Source organism: Streptomyces sp. SID11385, assembly GCF_010548245.1.
Taxonomy (GTDB): domain Bacteria; phylum Actinomycetota; class Actinomycetes; order Streptomycetales; family Streptomycetaceae; genus Streptomyces.
This window is the reverse complement of the sequence record NZ_JAAGLR010000381.1, coordinates 1-7,643: the sequence shown is the minus strand read 5'-3', so window position 1 is coordinate 7,643 and position 7,643 is coordinate 1. Positions and strand designations below refer to the sequence as shown.

Here is a 7,643-nt window from a genome sequence, read left to right as displayed (position 1 = left end):
GTGCTCGACGTGGGCTGCGGCCCGGGCCGGCTCGTCGCGGAACTGGCCGCGCGGGGCCGGACGGTGCTCGGCGTCGATGTCAGTGAGGCCGCCGTCGCGCGCACCGGACGGCTCGGCGGCCCGGCGGTGCGCGCCTCCGTCTTCGAGCCGCTGCCGGGCGAGGGCCGCTGGGACACGGTCCTGCTGATGGACGGCAACATCGGCATCGGCGGCCGTCCGCGCGCGCTCCTGGAGCGGGTGGCCCACCTGCTCGCCCCGGGCGGCCTGCTCCTCGCCGAGACCGCGCCGGAGGACGTGGACGAGCGCGCGGAGGTGCAGGTGGTGGACACCTGCGGCGCCCTGGGCGGCACGCCCGGGCGTCCCTTCGCGTGGGCGCGGGTCGGCACCCCCGCGCTCCTGCGGTACGCGGCGCGCGCGGGACTGCGCCCGGCCGCTCAGTGGTCCGCGGACGGGCGCCGCTTCGCCGCCCTGCGCACCCGTACGACGAGCACCGCCGCCGAGACGGCGAACAGCGCGGCCGTGATCAGCAGCCAGTGGCCGAGGTAGGGGTCCGTCGAGCGGCCGGTGAGGGACCGGAACTGCCCGTCCACGCGGCCGCTGATGAGCGGGAACCACACGAGGAGCAGGAGCAGGGAGAGTGCGGCGGGCACCCGTACGTACCCGGCCCGCCGCCGGTGCCCCGTCGCGGCGAACGGGCGGACGAGGAGCCGGTCGGCAGTGGTGTAGAGCGGCACGAGGACGAGGTCGTGGAGGAGGGCCGCGCCCACGATCCACAGCGCGACGCCGAGCCAGTCCCCGGTCAGGAGCCGCACGGCGGCGTACGCGCTCACCGCGAGCGAGCAGAGGGTCAGCAGGAGGAGCAGCGGTCCGCCGAGCGGCGGGAGCGCGGGGCGGCGCATCGTCAGGGCCTTCCGAACGTCATACGGGTGACCCACTTCGTGTTGAGCACCCCGGGCGCGGCGGGCACGATGACCCGCGCGGGGTAGCCGTGGTCGGGTGTCAGGTCCGCTCCGTTGACCTCCAGGGCCAGCAGGGAGCGCGGGTCGGCGACCTGGTTGGCGCGCAGCCAGGCGTGCCGGAAGGTGCCGTGGACCTGGAGGGATTCGACGTACACGTCCACCGGTCGCTCCTCGCCCGCGAGCGCGGCGAGGTCGCGCAGCCGGACGCCGCGCCAGAGCTGGTCGGTCGTGGACCAGCCCTCCACACAGGCGATGGGCAGCGCCGCGCCGTGCAGCGGCAGGGCGCGCAGCCGCTCGCGGCTGAGCCGCACGGTGCCGGAACGGCTGGTGAGTTCGAGGCGCCAGGTGTCCTCGCGGGTGCGGGCGGTGGTGATCCCGGCGTAGGCGGCGGTCTTGTTGATCTGGAAGGCGCCGGGGCCGCTGCCGGGGTCCTCGCCGCCGTGCGGCGCGAGGAGGGCGGTGCGGCGCAGGGAGCCGCCGATGCTCTGCCCGGCCGTGGTGACCAGGAGAAGCAGCGAGCCGCCCGCGACGGACCACAGCGCGCCGCGCCGCGAGACGGTGGGCGCGTCGGGGTGCGTGGCGACGAGCGCGTCCGCCTCCCGGGCGACGGGCTCCCCCGCCGGTACGGGTACGGGCTCCCGGGCGGCGTGGGCTCCGGACCGCCCGGCCGCGTGGACCCCGGGGTTCGCCCGTTCGTCCCCCGGCGCGAGCAGATTCCCCTCGGCGCGGGCCGCGCGCACCGTCCGTACGGCCAACGGCACCCGCAGCGCGGCGTGCAGCGCGAAGGCGGCGAAGAAGAGCCAGGCCCCGTAGAAGTGCAGCGGGTAGAAGGAGCCCGGGAAGAGGTAGTCGAGCTGCACGTTGAGCACGCCGGTCGTGAACTCGAAGAGGCCGCCGCCGACGAGGAGCAGGATCGTGATCCGTTCGAGGCCGTGCGCGAGGGAGCGGACGGGCGGGAGCGCGAAGAGCTTCGGCACGACGGACCACAGCTTGGCGAGCAGTACCGGGATCAGGGTCACGCCGAGCGTGACGTGGACGCCCTGGGTGAGCCGGTAGAGCCAGTGCGGGTCGGTGGGCCAGTCGAAGAGGTAGAAGCCGAGCAGCCCCTTGTCGGGCGTCCTGTCGTTCACACCGCCGAGCCCCGGGTTGTACGCCGCGTACGACAGCAGGCCCGTCACGAACAGCACGGTGACGCCGAGGAGCAGCACGAGGCCGAGCACCGAGGTGAACCACGGTCCGCGCAGGGGGCTGCGCCAGAAGCCGGGCGAGGAGGGCAGCAGCCGGGAGGGAACGCGCATGGCACGACCGTAGGGCGCGGACCCCCCGCCACCGGGGTCACGACCCATGACGAAACGCTGACATCCCCCGCCGGGAGCGCGGGAAAGCGGCGCACCCGGCCTAGCGTCGGGACGTGCACCGCAGCCGACCCGACCTCACCGCCGTCCTGGGCGCCGCTCTCCTCGTCACCGCCGCCGCCCTGATCGGCCGCCACCTGCGGGCGGGCCACGACAACCTCTTCGTGGACTGGCCCCCGCTGTACGCGCGGTGGGAGCCCCACGTGGGGCCCGGCACCCCGGCCGCGCTCCTCGTGGCCGCCGCCGTCGTCCTGTACGGTCCCCCGCTCGTGGCGCGGCTGCCGTGGCGCCCGCTGCTCCTCGCCGTGTGGGGCGCCGCGACCGCCTGGACCTTCTCGCTCGCCTGGGTCGACGGCTGGTACCGGGGCATCGCCGAGCGCCTGACCTCGCGTTACGAGTACCTGCGCGTCATCGACCGCTTCCAGGACATCCCCGCCACGCTCAGGGACTTCACGCACCACATCCTCCTGGACTCCCCGCACCACTGGCCCCCGCACACCGCCGGGCACCCCCCGGCCGCGACGGTCACGTTCGTGCTGCTCGACCGCGTCGGTCTCGGGGGCGGCGGCTGGGCGGGGATGTGGTGCGTCGTCGTCGGTGCCTCGGCGGGCGTGGCGGTGCTGGTCGCGGTACGGGCGCTCGCGGGCGAGGACCTGGCGCGGCGCGCGGCCCCCTTCCTGGTCCTCGCGCCCGCCGCCGTGTGGGTGGGCGTCTCGGCGGACGGCTACTTCGCCGCCGTCGCCGCCTGGGCCGTGGCCCTCCTCGCCCTCGCGGTGACGGGCCGCTCCCCCGCCTGGGCCGCCGGGGCGGGGCTGCTCTTCGGCCTCGCCCTCTACCTCTCGTACGGGCTGACGCTGTTCGCGGTCATCGGCTGCGCGGTGCTGCTGCTGGGCCGCCACCAGGTGCGCCGGAAACCGGTGCTGCTCCTGTACCTGCTCGCCGGGCTCGTCGTCGTCCCCGTCGTGTTCACGGCGCTCGGCTTCAACTGGTGGGAGGCGTACCACATCCTGGTGAAGCGGTACTACCAGGGCGCGGGCGGCAAACGCCCCTACGGCTACTTCGTGTGGGCCAACCTCGCGTGCACCGTCTTCGTCGTGGGCCTCGCCACGGTCGCGGGCCTGCGCCGCTCGGTCGCGGAGCTGATCGACGGCGGACGGGAGACGCTGCGTTCCCGCAGGACGCGGCCGGGGCCCGACGCGGGTACGGGGGCGGAGACGGTGTCCCCAGCGGGCACGGTCCCCGGGGGCGGTGCGGGGGTGGAGACGATGGTCCGGACGAGCACCGAGCCGGAGACGGTGCCCCGGTCGGGCACGGCGAAGGAGACCGCGCCGTCCGCGCGCCTCGCGTTCCTCGTCTGCGCCGCCCTCGTGGCACTCCTCGCCGCCGACCTGTCTGGCATGAGCAAGGCCGAGACGGAACGGATCTGGCTGCCCTTCGCGCTCTGGCTCCTCCCGGCGGCGGCCTTCCTCCCCCGCCCCAGGCTCTGGCTGACGGCGCAGGCGGCCCTCGCGCTGCTCCTCAACCACCTGCTGCTGACATCGTGGTGAGGGGACGACGGGCTCACTTCTCCCCGGCCCCGTTCGCCAGCACGCAGAAGTCGTTTCCCGCCACGTCCGCCATCGGCTGCCACGACACCGCGCCCTGCCCGACGTCCACCCTCCGGGCGCCGAGGCGTTCGAGGCGGGCGATCTCGTCCTGCTGGTCGTGCCCCGGGAGCGGGAGCGCGTCGAGGTGGAAGCGGTGGCGCAGGGGGGTCGCGCCCGGCTCGCGGCGGAAGAACTCCAGGTAGGGGCCGACGTTCTCGGGGGCGCGCAGGCGCAGAAGGTCCTCGCGGGTCTCGCGGGCCTGCCAGCCCGCCGCCTCGCCCCAGAAGGCCGCGAGCGCGTACGGGTCCGCGCAGTCCACGACGACGGCGGCGACCGCGCCCGTGTCCCGGTACAGCTCGCGGGGCTCCAGGACGCAGAAGACGTTGCCCTCGGGGTCCGCCATGACCGTCCACGGCACGTCACCCTGGCCGATGTCGACGGTCCGCGCGCCGAGTCCGGTGAGCCGGGCGACCAACTCGGCCTGGTGCGCCGCCGATTCGGTGGCGAGGTCCAGATGGGCGCGGTAGTCGACGGTCTCCGGGTCCGGTACGCGCACGAGGTCGACGCACAGGGCCTCCGGGTCGGGCCAATCGAAGCCCGGGGGTTCGAGGTTGACGACCCCCGGCCCCTCACTGTCCATCCGCCACCCGAGCGCCGCCGCCCAGAACCGCCCGAGCGCCACCTCGTCGCGCGCCTTGAGGTTCACCTGTACGAGTCGCACCGTCATGCGGTGCAGCCTAGGGCCTGCTCACCCGTCCGCCCCGCTCCTCAGCTCTCCCCGAACATCCTCAGCCGTTCCCGCAGCACCACGACCCTCGGTCCGCCGCTCGTCAGCGCCTCCGCCAGGTCGGCGCCCAGGCCGGCCGCCGTCGTGGTCACGGCGGGGACGCCGAAGGACTCGGCCAGGGCCACGAAGTCCGGGCGGGCCAGTTCCGTGCCCTCGGCTTCGCCGTACGCGCCCGTCAGGTACTCGCGCAGGATGCCGTAGCCGCCGTCGTCCACCACGAGCCAGGTCACGGGGAGGTCGTGCTGGCGGGCCGTCGCCAGTTCCGCGAGGGAGTACATCGCGCCGCCGTCGCCCGTGACCGCGAGGACCGGGCGGCCCGGCTCCGCGACCGCGGCACCCAGCGCCGCCGGGAAGGCGAAGCCGAGGCCGCCCGCGCCCTGGGCGGTGTGCATCGTGCCGGGGCGGCGGGGGTCGAAGCCCGCCCAGGCCCAGTAGCCGAGGATCGTCATGTCCCAGAAGCTGGGGGAGTTCTCGGGGAGGGCGGCGCGGATGGTCGTCAGGAGTTCGCGTTCCAGGCCGAGGTCCTGCGCGTCCAGGCGGGAGCGGACCTTGCGCAGCAGCTCCGCGACGCGCTCGCGCGCTCCCGGGTCCTCGCGCGGCGGGGCCGTTTCCAGGAGGGCCTGGAGGGCGAGGCGGGCGTCGGCGTGGATGCCGAGAGCACGGTGGTTGGCCTCCAGCTTGCCGAGATCCGCCTCGATCTGGATGATCCGGCCGCGCGGCGCCAGGGAGTGGTAGTGCGAGGAGAGTTCGCCGAGGCCCGAGCCGACGACCAGCAGCACGTCCGCGTCCGCGAGGAAGTCCGTCGTGTGGCGGTCCTCCATCCAGGACTGGCCGGACAGCGGGTGCTCCCAGGGGAAGGCGCCCTTGCCGCCGTACGTCGTCACCACCGGCAGGTCCATGTGCTCGGCGAGCGCCAGGAGCTTGCCCGCCGCGTCGGCGCGTACGACGCCGCCGCCCGCGAGCACGACAGGGCGCTCGGCGTGGGCGAGCCAGTCGGCGGCGAGGGCGGTCAGCTCGGGGCGCGGGACGAGGGGTTCGGGCAGCGCGTCGGGGGCGTTGACCTCGGGAAGCAGGGTCTCGGCCGCGAGGACGTCCTGCGGGATCTCGACCCAGACGGGGCCGTGCGGGGCGCTCAGCGCGGACTCCCAGGCGGCGGCGATCGCCGAGGGGATCTGCGAGGCGGCGCGCACGACGTGCACGGACTTCACGAGGTCCCGTACCGACGCCTGCTGGTCGCGCAGTTCGTGCAGATAGCCGTGGCGCCCGCCGCCCAGGCCCGCGGCCGGGACCTGCGAGCAGATCGCGAGGACCGGTGAGCTGGAGGCGGCGGCCTCCTGGAGGGCGGAGAGCGAGGTGAGCGCCCCTGGGCCGGTGGAGAGCAGGAGCGGGGCCGCCTCGCCGGTGACCCGCCCGTAGCCGTCGGCGGCGAAGGCCGCGTTGTTCTCGACGCGCAGCCCGACGTAGGCGAGCGGGGAGCGGCGCACCGCGTCGAAGAGCGCGAGCGCGTGCTGCCCGGGGAGCCCGAAGACGGTCGTCGCGCCGAGCCCGTGCAGGGTCTCCACGACGAGGTCCCCGCCGGTCCGCCCGGCGGGCGGGTCGAGCGCCGCGCGGGTCTGGGCCTCGGTGGGGCGCAGTGCGATGTCGTGGTCGTGGCTCAACGCGGGTCCTTCCGGTGGGGGGTGCGGTACGGGAGGGCGGGGGCGACGGTACGGGGCGGGGCGGCCCCGGGCCCGTACCGTCGCCCCGGCTCAGTCCGCGTCCCGTTCCGCGGCGATGCGGCGGGTCATGAGGGTGGTGAGTTCGTAGGCCGCGTGGGAGGCGGCGACGGCGGTGATCTCGGCGTGGTCGTAGGCGGGGGCCACCTCGACGAGGTCGGCGGAGACGAGGCGGCAGCCGGCGAGGCCGCGCAGGATCTCCAGGAGTTCGCGCGAGGTGAGGCCGCCGGCCTCGGGGGTGCCGGTGCCGGGGGCGTGCGCGGGGTCGAGGACGTCGATGTCGATGGAGACGTAGAGGGGGCGGTCGCCGATGCGCTGCCTGAGCTGGTCGGCGACCTCGTCGACGCCGCGGCGCATGACGTCGGCGGCGGTGACGATGCCGAAGCCCATCTTCGCGTCGTCGGTCAGGTCCTGCTTGCCGTAGAGGGGGCCGCGGGTGCCGACGTGGGAGAGCGCGGAGGTGTCGAGGATGCCTTCCTCGACGGCGCGGCGGAACGGCGTGCCGTGCGTGTAGGCGGCGCCGAAGTAGGTGTCCCAGGTGTCGAGGTGCGCGTCGAAGTGGAGGAGGGCGACGGGGCCGTGGCGCTCGGCGACGGCGCGCAGCAGCGGGAGGGCCACGGTGTGGTCGCCGCCGAGGGTCATCAGGCGCGCGCCGGAGTCGAGGAGGCGGCCCGCCTCGTGCTGGACGGTCTCGACGGCCTCGTCGATGTCGAACGGGTTCACCGCTATGTCGCCCGCGTCGGCGACCTGCGCGAGCGCGAAGGGCGAGACGTCCTGGGCCGGGTTGTACGGGCGCAGCAGGCGCGAGGCCTCGCGGATCGCGTTGCCCCCGAAGCGGGCGCCGGGCCGGTAGGAGACACCGGTGTCGAAGGGGACACCGACGACGGCGACCTCGGTACGGGCCACCTCGTCCACACGCGGCAGCCGCGCGAAGGTCGCGGGGCCCGCGTAGCGCGGGACGCGCGAGGAGTCGACGGGGCCGCGCGGAGCCTCGGCGGGCGGCCTGATGCGGTCGTTCATGGGTGCCTCTTCGCTGGTCAGGTGAGCGCCCCGCGTCGTCGGGGGGGCGCGCCATCGACTGTAACGGGGAGCTTTGGCGACACTCCGTTCCCCTCCCTCACCCTCCCCACCTTTTGTGTGACTATCTGACGTTATGTCCCCCTTGAGGCCCTTCCGCCCCATCCCGCGCGGCGCCCCCGCGCGCCGCGTCGCCCCGGCGCGGACCGCCGCCCCGCTGCGGA

The 7,643-nt window shown here is 75.1% G+C and carries 7 protein-coding genes; 2 read left to right on the top strand and 5 right to left on the bottom strand.

Features of this window, described 5'->3' with window-relative positions:
- Positions 1-546: class I SAM-dependent methyltransferase (locus G3I42_RS11580; RefSeq protein WP_164285107.1), on the top strand; the 546-nt coding region annotated here is incomplete at its 5' end.
- On the opposite strand, the gene G3I42_RS11575 is transcribed toward G3I42_RS11580, so the two are convergent.
- Together G3I42_RS11575 and G3I42_RS11570 are read right to left on the bottom strand one after the other, a co-directional pair.
- Positions 435-899, bottom strand: a complete 465-nt coding sequence (locus G3I42_RS11575; RefSeq protein ID WP_164285105.1) for a hypothetical protein — start codon at positions 897-899, stop codon at positions 435-437. The two genes, G3I42_RS11580 and G3I42_RS11575, sit on opposite strands and share 112 nt — an antisense overlap.
- A gap of 2 nt (positions 900-901) precedes the next feature.
- The gene (locus G3I42_RS11570) at positions 902-2,257 is read right to left on the bottom strand and encodes a molybdopterin-dependent oxidoreductase (RefSeq protein ID WP_164285103.1); all 1,356 of its coding nucleotides are present in this window, start codon (positions 2,255-2,257) and stop codon (positions 902-904) included.
- A gap of 113 nt (positions 2,258-2,370) precedes the next feature.
- Here G3I42_RS11570 and G3I42_RS11565 point away from each other — a divergent pair, with 113 nt between their 5' ends.
- Positions 2,371-3,861 (top strand): hypothetical protein, encoded by a 1,491-nt coding sequence (locus G3I42_RS11565; RefSeq protein ID WP_164285101.1) that lies wholly within the window; start codon positions 2,371-2,373, stop codon positions 3,859-3,861.
- Positions 3,862-3,874: 13 nt separating this feature from the next.
- Here G3I42_RS11565 and G3I42_RS11560 read toward each other — a convergent pair whose 3' ends face one another.
- From G3I42_RS11560 to speB, 3 genes are all read right to left on the bottom strand, one after another.
- Positions 3,875-4,627, bottom strand: a complete 753-nt coding sequence (locus G3I42_RS11560) for a VOC family protein (RefSeq protein WP_164285099.1) — start codon at positions 4,625-4,627, stop codon at positions 3,875-3,877.
- A gap of 41 nt (positions 4,628-4,668) precedes the next feature.
- Entirely contained in the window at positions 4,669-6,345 is a 1,677-nt protein-coding gene (locus G3I42_RS11555) for a thiamine pyrophosphate-binding protein (RefSeq protein WP_164285097.1), read from the bottom strand.
- 90 nt (positions 6,346-6,435) lie between these two features.
- Positions 6,436-7,422 carry an agmatinase gene (gene speB / locus G3I42_RS11550; protein WP_164285095.1) on the bottom strand — a complete coding sequence of 329 codons (987 nt, stop codon included), beginning with the start codon at positions 7,420-7,422 and terminating at the stop codon, positions 6,436-6,438.
- Between the last annotated feature and the right edge of the window lie 221 nt (positions 7,423-7,643).

Bases quoted from the DNA above. Each gene is read 5' to 3' on its own strand.
- G3I42_RS11575 (WP_164285105.1), bottom strand. From the start codon at position 899: ATGCGCCGCCCCGCGCTCCCGCCGCTCGGCGGACCGCTGCTCCTCCTG.
- G3I42_RS11570 (WP_164285103.1), bottom strand. From the start codon at position 2,257: ATGCGCGTTCCCTCCCGGCTGCTGCCCTCCTCGCCCGGCTTCTGGCGC.
- G3I42_RS11560 (WP_164285099.1), bottom strand. From the start codon at position 4,627: ATGACGGTGCGACTCGTACAGGTGAACCTCAAGGCGCGCGACGAGGTG.
- speB (WP_164285095.1), bottom strand. From the start codon at position 7,422: ATGAACGACCGCATCAGGCCGCCCGCCGAGGCTCCGCGCGGCCCCGTC.